17 protein-coding genes and 1 pseudogene are annotated in these 18,505 nt (G+C 47.8%); 13 read left to right on the top strand and 5 right to left on the bottom strand.

Annotated elements, in window-relative coordinates; genetic code table 11:
- Positions 1 to 221: 221 nt before the first annotated feature.
- The 3 genes from K7B07_RS11715 to K7B07_RS11705 all read left to right on the top strand — a co-directional run bounded on the left by K7B07_RS11715 (position 222) and on the right by K7B07_RS11705 (position 3,107).
- Positions 222 to 1,499, top strand: coding sequence for a Fic family protein (locus tag K7B07_RS11715; protein WP_223709804.1), 1,278 nt, complete (start codon positions 222 to 224; stop codon positions 1,497 to 1,499).
- Entirely contained in the window at positions 1,477 to 2,274 is a 798-nt protein-coding gene (locus K7B07_RS11710) for a TIGR02757 family protein (RefSeq protein ID WP_223709802.1), read from the top strand. The genes K7B07_RS11715 and K7B07_RS11710 overlap by 23 nt, the downstream gene beginning before the upstream one ends.
- A 131-nt stretch (positions 2,275 to 2,405) precedes the next feature.
- Positions 2,406 to 3,107 (top strand): SIMPL domain-containing protein, encoded by a 702-nt coding sequence (locus K7B07_RS11705; RefSeq protein ID WP_223709800.1) that lies wholly within the window; start codon positions 2,406 to 2,408, stop codon positions 3,105 to 3,107.
- Between the two features lie 78 nt (positions 3,108 to 3,185).
- Here the strand turns inward: K7B07_RS11705 and K7B07_RS11700 are convergent, their stop codons facing one another.
- From K7B07_RS11700 to K7B07_RS11690, 3 genes are all read right to left on the bottom strand, one after another.
- Positions 3,186 to 6,023, bottom strand: coding sequence for an outer membrane beta-barrel protein (locus K7B07_RS11700; RefSeq protein ID WP_223709798.1), 2,838 nt, complete (start codon positions 6,021 to 6,023; stop codon positions 3,186 to 3,188).
- Positions 6,024 to 6,108: 85 nt separating this feature from the next.
- Positions 6,109 to 7,086, bottom strand: a complete 978-nt coding sequence (locus tag K7B07_RS11695; protein ID WP_223709796.1) for a glycosyltransferase family protein — start codon at positions 7,084 to 7,086, stop codon at positions 6,109 to 6,111.
- Entirely contained in the window at positions 7,052 to 7,927 is an 876-nt protein-coding gene (locus tag K7B07_RS11690; protein ID WP_223709794.1) for a UDP-2,3-diacylglucosamine diphosphatase, read from the bottom strand. The genes K7B07_RS11695 and K7B07_RS11690 overlap by 35 nt, the downstream gene beginning before the upstream one ends.
- 67 nt (positions 7,928 to 7,994) lie before the next feature.
- On the opposite strand from K7B07_RS11690, the gene K7B07_RS11685 reads away from it, so the two are divergent.
- Complete coding sequence (locus K7B07_RS11685) at positions 7,995 to 8,753, top strand: YjjG family noncanonical pyrimidine nucleotidase (RefSeq protein ID WP_223709792.1); 759 nt, start codon at positions 7,995 to 7,997, stop codon at positions 8,751 to 8,753.
- A 62-nt stretch (positions 8,754 to 8,815) separates the two neighbouring features.
- Here K7B07_RS11685 and K7B07_RS11680 read toward each other — a convergent pair whose 3' ends face one another.
- Positions 8,816 to 9,655, bottom strand: coding sequence for a metallophosphoesterase (locus tag K7B07_RS11680; RefSeq protein WP_223709790.1), 840 nt, complete (start codon positions 9,653 to 9,655; stop codon positions 8,816 to 8,818).
- 157 nt (positions 9,656 to 9,812) lie between these two features.
- Here K7B07_RS11680 and K7B07_RS11675 point away from each other — a divergent pair, with 157 nt between their 5' ends.
- The 5 genes and pseudogenes from K7B07_RS11675 (at position 9,813) to K7B07_RS11655 (ending at position 13,844) form a co-directional block, all read left to right on the top strand.
- Positions 9,813 to 10,436 (top strand): hypothetical protein, encoded by a 624-nt coding sequence (locus K7B07_RS11675; protein ID WP_223709788.1) that lies wholly within the window; start codon positions 9,813 to 9,815, stop codon positions 10,434 to 10,436.
- A gap of 72 nt (positions 10,437 to 10,508) precedes the next feature.
- Positions 10,509 to 10,892: a hypothetical protein gene (locus tag K7B07_RS11670; protein WP_223709786.1), complete on the top strand. Its 384-nt coding sequence runs from the start codon at positions 10,509 to 10,511 to the stop codon at positions 10,890 to 10,892.
- A gap of 103 nt (positions 10,893 to 10,995) precedes the next feature.
- Entirely contained in the window at positions 10,996 to 11,916 is a 921-nt protein-coding gene (locus K7B07_RS11665) for a pseudouridine synthase (protein ID WP_223709785.1), read from the top strand.
- A gap of 21 nt (positions 11,917 to 11,937) precedes the next feature.
- Positions 11,938 to 12,663, top strand: a pseudogene (locus K7B07_RS11660) (RluA family pseudouridine synthase); the annotation flags it as partial.
- Between the two features lie 365 nt (positions 12,664 to 13,028).
- Positions 13,029 to 13,844 (top strand): glycosyltransferase family 2 protein, encoded by an 816-nt coding sequence (locus K7B07_RS11655; RefSeq protein WP_223709781.1) that lies wholly within the window; start codon positions 13,029 to 13,031, stop codon positions 13,842 to 13,844.
- 25 nt (positions 13,845 to 13,869) lie between these two features.
- Here K7B07_RS11655 and meaB read toward each other — a convergent pair whose 3' ends face one another.
- Positions 13,870 to 14,775 carry a methylmalonyl Co-A mutase-associated GTPase MeaB gene (gene meaB / locus K7B07_RS11650; RefSeq protein ID WP_223709779.1) on the bottom strand — a complete coding sequence of 302 codons (906 nt, stop codon included), beginning with the start codon at positions 14,773 to 14,775 and terminating at the stop codon, positions 13,870 to 13,872.
- Positions 14,776 to 14,914: 139 nt separating this feature from the next.
- Here meaB and K7B07_RS11645 point away from each other — a divergent pair, with 139 nt between their 5' ends.
- The 4 genes from K7B07_RS11645 to lptC all read left to right on the top strand — a co-directional run bounded on the left by K7B07_RS11645 (position 14,915) and on the right by lptC (position 18,461).
- Complete coding sequence (locus K7B07_RS11645) at positions 14,915 to 15,553, top strand: LON peptidase substrate-binding domain-containing protein (RefSeq protein WP_223709777.1); 639 nt, start codon at positions 14,915 to 14,917, stop codon at positions 15,551 to 15,553.
- Positions 15,554 to 15,632: 79 nt separating this feature from the next.
- A complete protein-coding gene (locus K7B07_RS11640) occupies positions 15,633 to 16,361 on the top strand; it encodes a type III pantothenate kinase (RefSeq protein ID WP_223709776.1) in 729 nt (242 codons plus the stop codon).
- Positions 16,333 to 17,739, top strand: a complete 1,407-nt coding sequence (locus K7B07_RS11635) for a hypothetical protein (RefSeq protein WP_223709774.1) — start codon at positions 16,333 to 16,335, stop codon at positions 17,737 to 17,739. The genes K7B07_RS11640 and K7B07_RS11635 overlap by 29 nt, the downstream gene beginning before the upstream one ends.
- A 59-nt stretch (positions 17,740 to 17,798) precedes the next feature.
- Positions 17,799 to 18,461 (top strand): LPS export ABC transporter periplasmic protein LptC, encoded by a 663-nt coding sequence (gene lptC / locus K7B07_RS11630; protein WP_223709773.1) that lies wholly within the window; start codon positions 17,799 to 17,801, stop codon positions 18,459 to 18,461.
- Positions 18,462 to 18,505 lie beyond the last annotated feature (44 nt).

Here is an 18,505-nt window from a genome sequence, read left to right as displayed (position 1 = left end):
CGCGGGGTCGTCTCAAACATATATATTTCGGATAATGCCTCCCTGTACTGGTCCATCGGTACGGGGAGGCATCTTACATTCCGGACTTCCAGGACAGTCCCTGATTTTTTATAAAACAGGTTCCACACTCAAGATTAATTTTCTGTTTACCGGTCAAAAACGCATCATCTCTCCTGCAAACCAACTATCTTGCAGCCAATTGGTCAATTAAAGATCATTTTATGAACAGGGAATTATCGGACGCAGAACAAACAGCACTCTTACAAAGCATCCTCCAGATCAACAACAGCTACCTCGATTGGGAAAAAGTACAGCACATGGCCCTTAAACCGGAGCACCTCCCCAACGAAACAATATGGGAAGCCGCTAAAACAGCCCGGGAACAGGGACTGACCCGTAGTGTTGAGGTCTTCAGTAAAAAATTTACCTGGTCTGTTTCAAATGATATGGAAGCCGTACTGCACGACCTTGACGTACACATGGCCGGAGGAAAAAGCATTATGACTTTAATGGACCAGAAGAACGATCACCGCTACCTGATGGCCGCAATGATCGATGAAGTCATGAGTTCAGCACAGCTCGCCGGTTTTATTGTTTCAAAAAAAATGGTCCGGGAACTATTATTAAAAAAGAAGACCACTGCCAATGAAACAGAACAGACCGTTGTCAATATCTATAAATGCCTGCTTAAGATACATACCTGGGAAAATGAGCCGTTCACCGAGGCCTTGTTCCTGGAACTCCATCAGCAGCTTACAAAAGATACCATTAAGCTGAAAGGGATCGGCCGCTACCGCACCAATAATAAATATGATGTCTCTGCAATCGACGCACCTGATTTATACAAAGCCGTCGACGCAAAAGACATCAAACCCTGGATGCAGTGGCTGGCGGCTCTTATCAATGAAGAAAAAAATCCCTTTTATATCCATCCTGTAATAAAGGCGGGTCTCATCGCTTACCTGATCACCTGCATACGACCGTTCAGGGACGGTAACGGACGTATGGCCCGGCTGGTGGCATACTGGTACCTGCTACGGAAGGGGTACTGGGCACTGCGGTATACTGCCGTTTCCAATATCATCGTAAAACTGAAACCTCAGTATCATAAGGCATTCCTCCAGGCACAGGCAAATGCGGATACCGGGTACTTCATCCATTTTATGACACAGGCCCTGCGTATGGCTTACCGTTCACTGAAAGACAGTTTACAACGCACCAATAAAGAGAAGGAAACAAATCCCTTTGTTCAGATAGAAGGACTGAACATACGGCAGGCGGCTGCGCTTCAGTGGATTCGGGATGAAGCAGAAAAGATCATTACCATACGGGAATTGCGTTCGGGTTTCGGCGTCTCAAAAGAAACAGCACGGACCGATCTCACGGCATTAACGGAAAATGGCTGGCTGAAATTTTACCGCCTCAATAAAAAGACCTATGCCTTTATAAAAGGCGATTCATTTGAACAACTGATGCATGAACAACTCGCTCAAGGATAACCTGGCAGATTTTCTGAACACCAAGGCGGCTTTATACGAACAGCCCGATTTTATTCCGGACGACCCGATCGCCATTCCGCACCGGTTCTCAAAAACACAGGATATTGAGATCGCAGGTTTTTTTGCTGCGATCCTTGCCTGGGGCAACCGGAAGAGTATTATCAACTCCTGCAACCGCCTGTTAACGCTGATGGGCAATGCGCCCCACGATTTTATTATTCATCATACAGAAGCAGACCGCAAACCTTTTTTGCACTTTGTACACCGGACCTTTAATGCTGTTGATCTTTTTCATTTTTTTGATTTCCTGCAGGATCATTATAAGAAACGGAAACAGGCCTCTCTTCAAACGGCATTCAGCAGCCACCTGCACCCGGATGACCCTACAGTAGAAAATGCACTCACCGGCTTTCGCCGCTCTTTCTTTGACGCCAGGCGGTTTCCCCATTATCCCGTCCGTACACAAAAACACATCGCAAGCCCCGAACGCAAATCTGCCTGCAAACGCCTGAATATGTACCTGCGCTGGATGGTGCGCAGCAATAAAAGAGGCGTCGATTTCGGTCTGTGGTCAACGATCCGGCCCGCACAACTGGTTTGTCCGCTGGATCTGCATGTGGCACGTGTGGCCCGGCATTTTAACCTGTTGCAACGCCCAAACAATGACTGGCTGGCCGCTCTGGAGCTTTCGGAACACCTGAAACAACTTGATCCTGAAGATCCGGTTAAATATGATTTTGCGTTGTTCGGACTGGGTGTGATCGAAAAATTCTGATTGATCCGCATCAACTTAGATGTAAAAAGAACGTTAAAGGAAAAGAAGCGGTGTGTAACACAAAAACGGTTTGCATCATTAAGGCAAATTAAAAACCTTATTCATTGATTGATTCATTAAAATTTAAACACATGAAAAAGTTATTCGCAATCGCATTGGTATCGTTAGTCGCTTTGGGAACCGTAAGCGCCCAGACACCGGACCTGAGAAGAAAGATCACTGTAAGCGGTACCGCAGAAACAGAGATTACACCGGACATCATCTACGTAAGTATTTCCCTGAAAGAATACTTTGAAAACGGCAACAGCAAAAAAAGGGTAGACATCTCCACACTGGAGAACCAGCTGTTTGCCGCCACACAAAAAGCCGGTATTGCCAAAGAAAATCTTACCATCAGCAATCTCAACAGCTGGGCCAATACCACCGGTAAGAAAAAGAATCCGGACTTCCTGGCCAGCCGGCAATACCTTTTAAAAGTGAGTGACCTGAACAAGCTGGATCAGATCCTGGGCAGCCTTGATTCCAAAGGCATCCAGAGCACCGGCATCCAGAGCTATGATTATTCAAAAATGGAGGAGCTGAAAAAGGAATTAAAGATCAAAGCCCTGAAGGCTGCAAAAGAAAAAGCCTCCTACATGGTGGCAGCACTGGGCGGCACACTGGGTGATGTACTGGAAATACAGGATGGCGGGGACAGTCCTTTACAACCCGTAATGTACCGCAACTATGCCATGAAGGCAGAGGCCGCTGATATGGCCGGAGGTGATGCAGACCTGGATTTCAAAAAAATAAAACTGAATTTCACTGTAAACACCGTCTTTGAAATAAAATAGGGTTTAAAAACGCTGATGCAAAAAGGCTGTCTCCGGTTGAGACAGCCTTTGTTTTTAGGAGAACCGCCGCTACATTCCTTACCACAGCGACCAGCCTCCGCCTACTTTCTTTTTTGCACCGGCCGGCCGCAGGTTATAGGTAAACGTTGCCAGGAAATACTGGCCCAAAATATTGCTGTACGTGGTGCGTACGGTATTCTGATAAGGGATGATGTCGGTATTACGTGTCTGGTTCAGCAGGTCATTGGCGTAAAGACGAAGGACCGCTCGTTCATCTTCAAAAAATGTAAAATTGACCCCGGCATTCCACATGAACATTTTCCGGTATTGGGGATCAGCAAATGCATTGTTGTTCAGGTACCGCAATTCCGTATCGAAGATCACATGCTTTATATAACGGACGATTACTTCCGTGCCCATTGTCTGATCAAAACTGCGGGCCGGTGTAAACCGTGGATTCGTATTTTTTACGCTCATATAAGAGAAAGAATATGCCGGGTTGATCTCCAGCTTGTCATTCCAGTTAAACCCGACATTACTCCATATATTACTGTTCAGCCGTTTTTGTATGCTGGCTTCCTCATTATAAAAGAATTTGTTCTCCCGGTATTCTGTCCAGGTACCAACGTTCCAGGAGAAGGTAAAGCTGTTCTTGTATTTTATATCCTGGTTCAGCCCGAAATTGGCCGCAATACGTTTACTTCCGTTGGCATTTACCGCCCGTATGGTCTGAAGCCCGCTGCTGTCGATGGTAATGCTCTGCACCACATCATTATCGGCGATATAGGCTTCGCCCCAGCTCCACACATTGAGATTGTTTTTGGGATTAAAGGTGTTTAAGTTGGCATACACCCGGTTCATCACTGCCGGCAACAGTCCTGTGTTCCCGATATTGATCACATAGGGGTTGGTATTGTTCCGTACGGGCAGCAGGTAGTTATAATCCGGCAGTACCACATCGCGGGTAAAGTTCACCGTTAACTTCCGGTAAGTAATTTCCAGCTGGGGAAGCACATTGCTTTGCTTTTGTATCAATGGATCCGGGATCCCGGAAACCGTGTTCTCGAACTGCTGGTACTGGTACCGCACTCCGGGGGTGATCGCAAGGTCCTTGTGTTTAAACTCCAGCCCCGTACTTGCCTGGTACCGGTTGCTGTTGCGCAGAAAGGTGCTGCTTAAACTGCCATTCCGTTGATCATATTGGTCACCGCTCTTATCAAAGGTACCCACATCATTTTTCAGGTTTTCATATTCATACCTCGCTCCTGCGCGCAGGAACCATTTCTTTCCCAGCGGCTCCCGGTAGTTGATACCGGCATAGGCAAACCAGGTCGGAATAAGTTCTGCCCGCAGCTGGTTGGTAACACTGTCCAGCTGCCGGGGATATAAATAATGTATGAGTGCATCGGTATAACTGTCGGTATGTTTCTTGTTCCACACAACCCCCTGTGCAAAAGAAATGCGCCGTCCGCTTTTGGTTTTGGATAGCCGGGTCAGGGAAAAATTTTCCCGCAGAATATCATTACGTGTATTCCCGTTAATTAAAACGTTACCGTTGTTCAATTCCCCAAAAAAATTATGGGTGCCGTTCTGCTCATTCTTATTGTTGTTCTGTTCCTGTCCGAGGATATAGCTGGCAGTTGCGGTTATGGTGGTCAGCGTATCCGGTTTCAGGTTCATCCCAATGCCGAACGTGTGGGTGTTGCCTCTCAGAACCGTATTATACAACGACCGGTTGGTAATGACCGTGTCGTTGTTAAAGATGCGGGTGGTGTTATCCGTCTCAACATCGGTATGTACTTTCCCGAAATAATACTGCGCGAAAAAAGATTTCTTCTTGTTCGGTGAATGGTTCAGGTTAAAGCCCAGCCCGTTGCTGGTTGTAACACCGCCCAGGCGCGACATACCGCCAAAGTTGATGCCGTTGATCATGATATTGGAGCCGAAATTGCTGTTGTTGCTGCTGTTGTTTCCGCTACCGGACACATCCCGGTTCCGTTGCAACCCACCCGTTTGCATCAGGTCCGACCAGCCAAAGCCCGGCCGGTTCAGGTTATTGCTGTACCCCAGGAGGCTTACCTGGAGCGTATCCCGGAAGATATTGGCGATCGCACCACCTTCAAACCGGCTCCCGTTTATGCCACCGCCACCACCGGCATAGGCCTTACCAAATACGCCTTTTTTTACGCCCTTCTTGAAGGTGAGATTGATCACCTTGCCTACATTGTTCAGGTTGTCATCACCGCGTTCCAGCAGTTCATCCTTATCGTCCGTTACCTGTATCTTATCAATTACATTGGAAGGCAGATTTCTTGAAGCCATTTTCGGATCGCTGCCGAAAAAATTCTTTCCATCCACCAGGATCCGGTTCACCCGCTTTCCGTTCACCATAATGTTCCCCTGTTTGTCTACCTGCACGCCCGGTAGTTTTTTAAGCAGATCTTCTACCAGTGCATTGGGCAGGGTCTTAAAAGCATTGGCATTAAATTCCACCGTATCTTTCCGGATCACCATGGGCGGGCGTTCTGCCACTACCAGTACTTCATCGAGATCGGTGGCTCCCGTTTGCAGGCCGATTGTTCCGAGATTAAGGTTCGGGGCTTCCCTGGAAAGCAGGAACTCTTTGCGGTATACACCATAACCTGTAAACGTAACAATCACCCGGTAGGGCAGCTCCGGTGAAAGCCCCGGTATACGGAACATGCCGTCTTCCCCGCTGAGACGATAAGTAACGACAGAAGTATCGGCTGCCTTAAAAACGGTGATGGTAGCCATATACAATGGCTTCTGCGTGGCCGAGTCCACCAATTTGCCGGTGATGGTTCCCTGAGCAGCAGCACGGGTTGCACAAAAGAACAGTAGCAATAACAATAAAGGGCTGTAACAATAAGACAGCTGCCTGGAAAAGGTTTGCATACCTCTTACACGCAGCAGGTAAAAAAATGTTACAGCTTTGCGTAAACTATTTTTTTACCGGATCATGCAGTTGCATCAACTGCGTTCAGCCAAACAGCCGTTCCATACTTTGCGGAATGGTCTGACTGTAATCCATCCGCACCGGTTTGTATTCGTTCTGCCATTTTTCAAACTGCTGCTCAAAGTCCTCCCCGATCTTTGAAAGGGTCATGATGCCCATTTCTTTTAAAGCAGCAGCATTGCAGCATTGTTCATATTGTCCGCGGATGGGAATGGCCATTAGTTTTTTACCAAGGTGCAGGGCTTCCGAAGGCGTTTCAAATCCGCCCCCGGTAATCAGCTCCCGGCAGCTGATCAGGCTTTTATTGAACAAGGCTTTGTCTACTGGTATAAAGCGTATATTTTCTTCATCACGTATGGCGGCGGCCTGCCTGCTGAAGACCTCGAACCGGAAATCACGGAAACGGGAAAAGATCTGTTTCAGCTCCGCTTCGCAGTAAGAGGGGAGATACACTGTGATATGACCTTTATCAACCGGCTGGGCATCGAGTATTTCTTTTTTTATTACCGGAGTAAGGATGAATTCGTCATAGGACCGGAAATGCAGGCCCAGGTAGCGTTTCCCTTTCGAGTAATGTTTCAGCATCCATTCCCCCGATTTGCTGAGCGTTTCCGGCCGGGGCACTTTATCACTCTGAAAACTGGCCTGGTGTCCGAAGTTCACAGAAAAAATATCCTTTGCCTTACAGGCTGCCGAAGTAATGTATTCATAATCGTTGATCACAAGATCATAATCTGCAACCGGCAGCGCGTTGATCTCTTTCTTAAGCGCTATCGGATTGATGTGCCGGGCGATCTGCCAGTAGTTAAGGCCTCCGTTGCAGGTATAGTAAAGACTGAGCCCCTTGCTCCGGTACTTCACCGGGGCATCCAGCCGGAGGTTGCTGTTGTTACCACTTAAAAAAATATCCACGGTGCCATATTGCTTCAGATAGGGAAGCAACTCCATGGCACGGCTGATGTGCCCGTTACCGGTGGCCTGAACGGCGTAAAAAATTTTCATTACTTGTGTCAGATAATGCGTGTAAATAAAAGGCGATCTCGCTGGTCACTACCGTAGCTTGCGGTTTATCTTTCAGCGCCCGCTCTGTTTTCATCTCTTTTACATCATAGGTATACAGTTGCCATTGATTGTCGTAATACTCAAGTGCTGTCATGTGCTCCATCCAGTCGCCGGAATTCAGGTAATCAACTTTTCCCTTTGCAGTTACCACTTCCTTTTTTTTCGGCTGATGGATGTGCCCGCAGATCACGGTATCAAATTTTTTTTCAATGGCCAGTTCAGCGATCTTTGTTTCAAACGCATCGATATTGATGATGCGCTTATTGAACTGCTCCATGATCTTCCGGGAAAGGGACAGCTTTTCTTTTCCGAAAAGCTGCGAAACGGCATTCATACATCTGTTGAACCCGAGCAAGGTGGCGTAGCCGTTGCTGCCCAGCTTGCCCCAGAACTTCGCCTGGCGGGTGGTTGTATGATCAAAAACATCTCCGTGAAAGATCCATACCTTCTTTCCGTTGATCTCTATCACTACCTTGTCTGTAAGCAGAAAGCTTCCCAGTTCAAGATCGGAATAGCGGCGCATACACTCATCATGATTGCCGGTGATGTAAATCACGCGTGTACCGGAAGAAAGTTTACTGAATACTTCCTTGATAGCGGAAATATGGTCTGGAGGAAAATAGCGTTTGCTGAACTGCCATCCATCAATGATATCACCATTCAGAATCAATACCCTCGGGTCGATGCTTTTCAGATAGGCGGTGAATTCCCTTGCCCGGCTCGCATAGGTGCCAAGATGGAGGTCTGATACAACAGCTATTTCAATACGGCGTTGGGACATTAAATGTGTTTCTCAAAATTCCGTAATCTGTGTAACAGAACTATTACCTAAATGTTATAATATTATTATGCAGTGGGCACTCGGGGTACACCTTGCAGGGGCTTCCCGTCCTTTTTCGTATTTTGCGCCCATGAAATACAAGCATCTCTTTTTCGATCTGGATCATACATTATGGGATTTTGATACGAATGCTAAACTGACGTTACAGCACCTGTATGAAGCCTTAAACCTGGCCGGGAGAGGAGTGGATGACTTTGAACGGTTTTACCGGCAATACCTGGAACACAATACGAAACTCTGGGTCCGTTACAGGAATGGGTTTATCAAACAAGCCGAATTGCGGGTGAAAAGGATGCAGTTATCATTGCTGGATTTTAAGATCGGCGATGAAATGCTGGCGCAGGATATGAGCCGGCATTTTTTAGAACTATTACCCACCCGTAACACACTGTTCCCGTATGCTACCGAGATCCTTGATTACCTCACTTCTAAAAACTACCGCCTTCACCTCATCACAAACGGATTTGAAGAGGTACAGCATCATAAGATCAATCATTCAAAGATCAATCATTATTTCGACAAGGTCATTACATCTGAGGGCTCAAACAGTTTAAAGCCCAATAAAGAGATCTTTGATTTTGCTCTGACCGCTACCGGCGCTGCACGGGAAGAAAGCATCATGCTGGGCGATGACCTGGAGGCCGATATCATCGGCGCTTCAAATGCAGGCCTGGACCAGGTTTACATCAACCACGTAAATAAAACACCCGGCTTTAAGCCCACCTACACGGTCTATTCCCTGAGGGAACTGGAGACGATCTTCTGATGCGCCGGTAAGCTGCTTATTGTTTCCCTGCTTGTAAAAGGCGCGATTAAAAGTCAATACCCTCAGGCCGGCATCAGCTCAAAGAGGGTGATCTCCGGGCGCACGTTAAAACGCACCTGCCAGGTATATCCCAATGCCCTGTTGATGTATAGGGTGCGGCCGTCCTCAAAGGCAAACTGTCCGGAGCTGTACCGCTTATTTTCTACCGGGAGCAGCGGCGGCGGCAGGAACGGAGGCTTACACTGGCCGCCGTGCGTATGCCCGCTGATCACCCAGCCGTTATAACCCTCCCACACCGGCAGATCCATTACGTCCGGATTGTGACATAATACAATACTGGCTTCCTGCGGGTTCCAGTGCCGCATTGCTTTTTCCGGGTGGAAATTGGTTCCCCATTTATCATCTATGCCGATAAAATTCAACCCCGAAATAACCTGCTGGTCGTTTCTCAGCACCCGGAGCTGATGATTGCTCAACAGCTCTTCCAGGTTATTTGCCAGTACGCTGTCCTTCCACCGGGCGCCATAATCATGATTACCGAAAACGGCCGTGGTTCCCAAACGCCCGCATGGCGCATGTCGCATCAGTTCATGAAGCTGATCCAGCTGACGCGGTTCGTCATAGGTAACAAAATCACCTGTGTAAGCCACAAAGTCCGGCTGATAAGCCGCCGCCTTCAAAAAGGAATCTTTCAGATAGCTGTCGCGGGAGCGGGTTCCGATATGGATATCACTGATCTGCATCAGCGTTTTGCCGGCCAGCGCCTGCGGCAGGTTCCGGATCTTCATAGGTACCCGCGTAAACTCCAGCAAAAATGGCTCTACCTGCCAGGTATACAGCCCTGTAAGGAGGCCGGCGCCACCCAGTACCCCGGTGTATCTCAAAAATTTCCTTCGGTTCATAGGCCGCAAATTTAGCATCCCCGCATTACCAGCGGAAAAACGGTCTATTAAACTTTTGTGTAAAAAGCGGGTCCAATACCTGTTTATAAAATTTTAACAGGGAAACAGAAGGATTTTCTTCTAAAACCCATCTAAGAAAAAATATACGCATCGGAATATGAAACCGTTTTTTTTTGCTGGTTTATTGTTGCTGGCTGCTGGAGCTGTTGCGCAGGAAATTCCTTCCCGGCCCAATGAAGGCGTTCAGCGAACCGAGACCCGGCGGGAACAATACGGTAATTATCAGAAGTTAAACCTGACAGCAGAACAAAAGATCCGGCTGGAGGCATTGCAAAAAGAGAACAGGGAAGCCCTTGCTGCCATCCGGAACAACCCCGGCCTGACGAAAACAGAAAAGAAGGAAAAACTAAAGGTATTTTATAAACAGCAGGCCGGCAAACGGGACGCCCTTTTAACCCGCGAGCAACAGCAGATCTGGAAAGAAGAAGGACTGGACAGGACATATCGCAAAGAGCACACCGTGTTTGCAGTCCAGCGAAAAACCACCGGCAGAGAAGGGAATCCTAACACGTTGCCTCAAACAGCCGGGAAAACAGGGAAAAGGGACACACGGTCTCCCGAACAGCAGCAGAAAATGGAGGCACTGGCCCTGGATTTTAAAAAACAGGCCCGTTCCATCCGCCAGGACAATGCGCTGTCTGCTGCCGAGAAAGAAACCCGTATCAATGCACTGAAAAAAAATATCCGGAAAAAAAGAAGAGCCGTTCTTACCACAGAATAGCACCAAGGCCGGGAAAGAGCCGGCATACCATTCCCAGACGATAAACAATCTGTTAAACTTAAAAAACAAAAAATGAAAAAAACAATCTTAATCGCAGCAATTGTAAGCCTGTTCAGCATCTCCGCTGTATCTGCCCAGGACGCGCCGAAAAAGGAAAAAGGGGAAAAATCCATGAATGGCCGTCGCGGTGCAGGATGGGATGATCCTGATCTGAACTTATCAAAAGACCAGAAGGACAAATTAAAAGCACTGTATGATGACAACATGAAGCAGGTAAAAGCTGTCCGGGACGATGCCTCCCTCAGCGATGATCAGAAGAAGGATAAAATAAAAGAACTCCGCGCTTCTCAAAAAGAAGCAAGGGATAAGATCCTTACCAAGGAACAATCAGAAAAACTGGACGCCAAGATGAAAGAACGCCGCGAAAAAGGCAGGAACCGGCAGGCGCAGCAATAAGAAGTTGTCGTTTTTATATTTACCAGGAAGCCATCTTAAGTTTTAAGATGGCTCTTTTTTTACGATATTTGCAGCTTACTGTTGTAAAATAGCAATTCATACAATGAAAAAAATAGATCCCCGTTTTGCAAAGTTTGCAAATAAAAAAAGCAATGCTGCCATAAAGGAAGCCTTTAAACAGGAAAAAAGGCAGTACAAAAAAGAACGCGCCGCCTTCTTTGAACAAAAGAAAGCCGAGGCCGCAGCTAAGGCCAGCCAGACAGCGGCACCGAAAATCGAGCGGAAGACCCCGGCCACCGAACAGATGCCCCTGAATAAATACCTGGCCCATAGCGGAATATGTTCCAGAAGGGATGCCGTTGAATTTATTAAGGACGGAAAGGTAAAAGTGAATGCCGCTGTAATAACAGAACCGGGTTACAAGGTACAGCCCGCAGATGTGATAACCGTTAACGGGAAAAAAATAACCCGTGCCAAAAACCTGATCTACATCCTGCTGAACAAACCCAAGGATTATATCACCACCACAGACGATCCGCAAAAACGGAAAACCGTGCTGGATCTCATCAAAACCGCCACAACAGAAAGGGTCTATCCGGTGGGCCGGCTGGACCGGAACACTTCCGGGGTATTGCTGATCACCAATGACGGCGAGCTGGCACAGCAGCTGACACACCCCAGCAATGAGGTAAGGAAGATCTATGCCGCCACACTCAACCGTCCGCTGGAGAAAAAAGATTTTGACAAGATCCTGAAAGGGGTTGTGCTGGAAGATGGTCCGGCACCTGTAGATGTGCTGGCCTATTCCGATATGAATGACAAGACCCAGGTGGGTATTGAGTTGCACAGCGGCCGCAACCGTATTGTACGCCGCATTTTTGAGGCGGTGGGGTATGATGTAAAACACCTGGACCGTGTTATGTTTGGCGGACTGACCAAAAAAAATGTAGAACGGGGAAAATTCCGTTTTCTTACCGAAAAAGAGGTCCGCAATCTTAAATTTTTCGGAAAAGGGAAAAAATAATACTCCCGTCAACGTGCCTCCTTCGTAAAAATGAATATACAGAATCTTATAATTTTTGAAGATGATGACCTGATAGCGCTGAACAAGCCCTCCGGTCTGCTTTCGATACCCGACAGGGAAGGAAAGGAACCGTCGCTTAAAGAATTGTTACAGGAGCGGTATTCCACCACCTTCACCATTCACCGGTTAGACCGCGAAACAAGCGGCCTGATCATTTTTGCAAAAAATGCAGCTGCACATAAGCATTTCAGTCAGCAATTTGAAGCCCGTAAAACCATAAAGATCTATAACGGACTTATATTGGGATCGGTTACAGAACCGGAAGGGAGCATTGATGCACCTATTGCCGAGAATATGGTACGACGCGGCACAATGATCATTCACCGGAGAGGCAAGCAGGCACTTACCGACTTCCGGGTACTGAGGGATTTTAAAATTTACAGCTGGATGGAATTCCGGATCCATACCGGAAGAACCCACCAGATAAGGATCCATACAAAAGAAATAGGCCATCCGCTGGTTGGTGATGTGATTTACGGAGACGGCAAACCCGTATATCTTTCTTCGTTCAAATCAAAGTTCAATCTGTCCAGGGATGTGCTGGAAGAACGTCCTCTGCTCAACCGGCTGGCCTTACACGCTGCCCGGCTGAAGATCATGAACAAAACGGGTGACTGGCAGGAACTGGAAGCCCCGTTGCATAAAGACCTCAGGGCAACCCTGCAACAACTGGAAAAAAGGAAGTAAACACAGCCCGCGGCAATATTCACCGGGAGTCTGTACCTTTGTGGAATGGTTCCGGGCTGCAACCGGCCAAAAGATCGGAATATGGCCCTTCCCGTATTAAATCCGGGATAAAAGGTAGCAATACCGGTGCCGGCAGTCAGCGCTGCAATAAAGCAGCTCCTTACAGATCCGGGGGTTCGGAAAAATGGAAGCAGCCCCTGTTTTATATTTTTTAATACAAACACTACAACACCGCAAGCGGATCTGCCTTATTTTTGTTAATGGCTGGTTGTAAAACGGCCGCCTTCTTTATAGACAGAGCAATCGAACATAATCAAAAAGAACCGATAACCGGCTGCGTTGATGGGTAGCAGGTTTGACACGCCATGATTAGTAAACGTTATCCGACGGCCTCGCTGATTATTTCCACCTACAACTGGCCGGAAGCGCTGGAGTGTTGCCTGAAAAGTATTCTGCGGCAAAGCCGGTTACCCAACGAGGTGATCATTGCAGATGACGGTTCCACTACAGAAACCCGCCTTTTAATTGAAAGGTTTCAGCCACTTTTTCCGGTGCCACTGCTCCATGTATGGCAGCCGGATGAAGGCTTTCAGCTTGCCCGTATCCGCAACAAAGCGATCGCCAGAGCCCAACATGATTATGTGATACAGATCGACAGCGACCTTATTCTTCACAAGCGGTTTGTGGAAGATCATCTGAAATTAAGCCGCCCCGGAAGTTTTGCAACCGGGAGCAGGGTGATCCTCAGCGCCTCTTATTCACAACGGCTGCTTACCCTAAAAAAAGGAAAAGCTTCCCTGTTCCGCTGGAGCTCACTTAATAAAAACAACGGACTGCGGATTCCTTTGCTCACTCGCCTTTACAAAAAACACCGGGCCGATGATATCTTTTACCTGCGCGGATGCAATATGGCATTCTGGAGAAAAGACCTGATTGCAGTGAACGGATATAATGAGGAGATCCAGGGATGGGGAAGGGAGGACAATGAAATTGCAGCACGTTTGATTAATCTCGGGATCGTAAAAATGGTGGTGAAGCACAGTGCGATCGTCTACCACATTTATCACAAAGAAAAAGAGAGGAACAGTGTCCTGCTAAACAATGAACTGCTCCAGCGGTCCATATCACAAAAACTGATCATTGCTCCTGTTGGCCTCCAGAATCACCTGCAAAGCACCTGACAGCCCCGTTCTTCTGCAACCACCGCTATCCATTCAATACACCCTGTACAAACCGGTATAAGTTAAATACCCCGGTCTTTAACTCCGCTTCTATTTTATCTTTCAGCTGTTGCCGGTTAATGTCCTGCATGCGCACTTTTTGTATCAGCAGGTACGCTTTTTCCGCCAGCAGCCAGCTGTTGCGTTCATCCGGCACGGCATCCTGTATTTTTTTCAACAACTCCTGGTACAAAACATCAATCCCTTTCGATTCATGCGCTACTGTTGGTATGACCGGCAATGGGTCGGCTTTTTTTGCAAATGCCGGCGCCAGCATTTGCCGCAGATTTTTTACAAAGAGGTCCGCGCCGGGACGATCGCTTTTGTTTACCACAAAAATGTCGGCGATCTCCATAAGCCCGGCCTTCATGGTTTGCACCTCGTCGCCGCCTTCCGGCACAAGGACGACAACCGTAACATCCGCCAGGCCGGCAATCTCAATTTCACTTTGTCCTACGCCCACCGTTTCCACGATAATAAGATCAAACGGCGCAGCTTTCAACAGGTCTGTGATTTCGATGATCTTGGGGTTCAGTCCCCCCAATGCCCCGCGGCTCGCCAACGACCGGATGAAAACAGCCTCCTCCAGGTACCACCTGCTCAGCCGGATACGATCACCCAGCAGGGCACCCAGGTGAAAAGGAGAAGATGGGTCCACGCATACCACTGCTACCCTTTTTCCTTCCCCCACCGCATGGCCGATCAGCGCATCTGTCAGGGTACTTTTCCCCGCACCGGGCGGGCCTGTAATACCGATAACCGGCAGCTGACGCCGGGGCAGTTGCTGCAAAAAGGTCTCATAGCCCGTTTGTTCGTTCTCAACCAGGCTGATGGCCCGTGCAATGGCTTTTACATTACCCGCCGCCACTTCGTTTAACAGCAAATTCCACATATAATGCTAAAATACGGAACAACGGAAGCAAAGCAAGCGTCAGCCAAATATTAAGCTGCAACTAACCGCAGGCAGCGGATGACTGGCGGCTGGGTGCTTAAGCCGATAATCATAAAATTCATAATCTTTACCTTTGGGTATGACAAATTTCATCCCGATATTTCCTTTGTCCATTGTTGTTTTTCCTGAAGAACGGCTCAACCTTCATATTTTTGAGCCTCGTTACAAACAGTTGATCCAGGAATCGGCAACATCAAAAAAGCCATTTGGGATTCCGGTGGTAATGGATGATAAACTGCAGGAATGGGGTTCACTGGTATATGTGGAAGAAATTGCCACGGTTTATGAAAACGGGGAAATGGATATAAAAACACGCGGGGGTGACCTGTTCCGGATCCTGGAAGTGATCAAAGAGATCCCGGAAAAACTTTATTCCGGCGCCATTGTCAATTACCCGGAGAACGACCGGAAGGGAAATCCCCGGGTAATGCAGTTGCTGGTACAGCAGATGCGGGCACTGCACAATTATTTACAGGTAAAAAAAGATTTTAAAAAACAGGAAAATCTTTTAACCGCATATGATATCGCCCATCATTCAGGACTGACCATTTATGAGGAGTATGAATTTTTACAGCTGACCCGCGAGCGGCAGCGCCAGGAATACCTGAAACGGCATTTTGAAAAAACCTTACCTGTTTTTGAACAAATGAATCAGTTGAAACAAAGGATACAAATGAACGGTCATTTTAAAAACCTGAGCGGATTTGATATAAAATAGCAGCGCTCACATGGTCCTGTCTGCTGCCGATTTATGTACACAGCGAAAAAGTTCCTTATTTTTTATTTACTTGCACATTATGTCTACCACACTTTGTTTTGATTTTGGCAATACCAGGAAAAAAGTTGCCGTCTTTAAAGGGAGCGAAATTGAAAAGATCCTGCACCTGCAGGACGATACAACAGCAACCATCCGGTCCCTGATCGAAACATACAAACCGGAAAAATCCATTTTATCGTCCGTTATCAACCATAATGCGGAGATCGAAACGGTGTTGAAAGACCATACCCGCTTTCACCTGCTCAACCATCTTTCCCGCCTTCCGGTTACCACTCCTGTAGGAAAACCGGAAAAAATCGGTGCCGACCGGCTGGCGCTTGCTGCGGGAGGTGTGCACTTCTATCCGGATAAAAACCTGCTGCTGATAGGGTTAGGAACCTGTATCACCCTCAATTTTGTGAATAAATACAAAGAACTGGTGGGCGGATCCATCTCCCCCGGTCTGGAAATGCGGCTTAAATCACTGCAATATTACACGGCAAAACTGCCGCTGATCGCCCCCAAGGCCGATCTTCCATTGATGGGATACGATACGGAAACCAATATTCTGTCGGGCGTGGTCCTGGGAATGGCCTATGAACTGGACGGATTTATCGCCGCTTATGAGGAAAAATTCGACAACTTTAACGTGGTATTAACCGGCGGAGATTTGCAACATTTGGCATCACACCTGAAAAGCAGGATATTTGCCGACCCTGAATTAATATTTAAAGGCCTATATGCTATTAGTGAAGTCAACAACGCTTAGAAAATTGGACGCGTTTGTAATAAAACGTATTGCTGCTGCAATTTGTTTTACCGGAACCTGTTTTATTGCAACTGCCCAGGATAACTCTCCCTACTCAAGATATGGCCTGGGAGACGAAATTTCCTCCTCCAGTGCCACCAGTAGGGGCATGGGTGGTGTTTCCGCAGCATATAACAGCTATTCCTCCGTCAACTATGCCAACCCGGCGTCTTACTCTTTTTTCCAGTCCATTACGGAAAAAGGGACCCGGAAACAGTTACTGGGGCGGGCCATCCTCGACATCGGCATTGAAGGAACGGGGCGTACCCTCATCGATAAATCGGCACAATCCCGGTTCACCTCCAGCAACTTGATTTTCAATCGTGTATCTGTTGGCGTACCTCTTCGCCGCAATTGGGGTATGGCTTTTGGCCTGCGGCCACTGAACAGGATCGTTTATAAGATCCAGAACAGCGGTCCGCTGCGGGATGAAAATACCGGGGAGTTCATCGATTCTGCAACCACGGTCTTTGAAGGATCCGGTGGCGCCTACCTGGCATCACTGGGAACAGGTGTAAAATTTGCAATGGGCAAAAACCACTATCTGAGCCTGGGGGTGAACGGCGGCTATTTGTTCGGCTCTAAAGATTATTCGCGGAAAAGAAGTCTTTTCAACGATTCCACACTTTATTCCCAGGGTGTATGGGATACAAAGACCTCCCTGGGGGGGATCTATGCAGACGCGGGAATCCAATACCAGGGAAAGCTGAAAGATAACCTGTACCTGGGTATCGGGGCCTATGGTAACTGGCAGCAGAAAATAAATACCAGCACCGCTTTGACATCCAGTGCGATCAATAATGCAAACGGGATCGCAGATACCGTCTCTTTCAGTGATTATCAATCGGGAAGCATCATCTATCCCACCAATGTTACAGCGGGCTTTATCCTGCAGAAAATGCAGACACCGAATGAAGCCGGATGGCTTTTCGGAGCCGATTTCACCACTACCAACTGGCAGAACTACCGGGAAAATAACCTGCCTGATACAGCAGTTGCCAGCAACTGGAAGCTGAAAGTAGGAGCAGAGTTCAGCCCTGTGGGAAAAAAGAATTACCTCAGCCATGTATATTACCGGCTGGGCTTTTTTACAGGGCCTGATTATATAAAACTCCGCGGACAGCAATTGCCGCTCTATGGCGTCACGGCAGGTATCGGGTTACCACTGGGCAACTATAACCAACAGGCAAGGGACCAGTTTACCATTATCAACCTCGGACTGGAGTACATTAAACGCGGAAACAGTAACAGCCCGCTGCAGGAAAACATGTACCGGATCTCCCTGGGATTCTCCTTAACCGATCTGTGGTTTGGTAAACGCCGTAACGGAGACCGGTGATCTTCCGCGGTAAAAATTTCATCCGGCGATTTGCATTACTTTTGCAGTAAACCGATTTCTTGAAGCTACGTTTACACAATATCCTGTTCTCCGCAGTATTACTGCTGCTCATCGCATGTGAAAACACAGAGGAAGAGATCAATGCCCTGAACAAAAAAGTTTCCATGACCGACCAGGCCCTAAAAGTGGAAAGCTATCTGTCGCAGGGAGGAAAGGTAAAAGCAAAATTAACAGCTCCGATAATGCTACGGGTACAGGCGGATACTGTTTATACCGAATTCCCCAAAACCCTGCATGTCGACTTTTACAATGACAGTGCCCGGATTGAAAGCAAACTGGACAGCAAATACGGGAAGTATATGGAGTCCATTGAGATGGTCTACCTCCGGGACAGTGTACGGGTGGTTACCTTAAAAGGGGATACCCTCTATTGCCAGGACCTTTGGTGGGACCAGAACAAAGAACGATTTTACACACACAAGCCGGCACGGTTTGTATCTTCAAATGGTGACCGCCTTCAGGGGGATGACGGTCTGATAGCGACCCAGGATCTGAAGGAGCGCACCTTTCTGAACGGGCACGGTCGCGGAACAAGCCTGTCAGACGGCCTTCCGGGACAAAAACCATCTGCTGGAGCAACAGATTCGGCCGGCAAAACCACAACCCCTGATTCAACCGGCAAAGTAACAGCCCCTGATTCAGCCGGCGCTCCAAAACGGTGACCACTATCGCTGCGCGTTTAATGTTTATTAAAGATTCTTCCCGC

It is taken from the genome of Niabella beijingensis, from assembly GCF_020034665.1.
GTDB classification, from domain to species: domain Bacteria; phylum Bacteroidota; class Bacteroidia; order Chitinophagales; family Chitinophagaceae; genus Niabella; species Niabella beijingensis.
This window is presented reverse-complemented; position numbering and strand designations above follow the sequence as displayed.